The organism is Robertmurraya sp. DFI.2.37 (assembly GCF_029211245.1).
In the GTDB taxonomy this organism is placed as follows: domain Bacteria; phylum Bacillota; class Bacilli; order Bacillales; family Cytobacillaceae; genus Robertmurraya; species Robertmurraya methanolica_A.
Map to the genome: position 1 here is coordinate 1 of NZ_JARGEJ010000908.1, position 287 is coordinate 287.

Here is a 287-nt window from a genome sequence, read left to right on the forward strand (position 1 = left end):
ATAAGAAAAAAGTATATAATAAGGGTGATAACAAATGATACATGAATCAATTAAAGTGGTGGAAGGTACATCAGTTAATCCGGAACAATTACCTGTTGGACGTAGAGAGTTACAGGCTATTTATAAGAAAAATCCTAGAATTTTTCAAGAAATCGAAAATCTAATTACCCCTTTAAGATTACCAGAGAATTATCCGTTTTATCTTGTTAATTTACGTGAATCATTTTTCCCAAATTTATTTGGACCAGATGCTTCAGAATATATATTTTATGTTCTGCACTATGGTC

The 287-nt window shown here is 30.3% G+C and carries 1 protein-coding gene; it reads left to right on the forward strand.

Going from position 1 to position 287, the window contains the following annotated elements:
- Positions 1-34: 34 nt before the first annotated feature.
- Positions 35-287, forward strand: a 253-nt coding sequence (locus PZE06_RS29115; RefSeq protein WP_275792557.1) for a hypothetical protein, incomplete at its 3' end; no start/stop codon positions are given.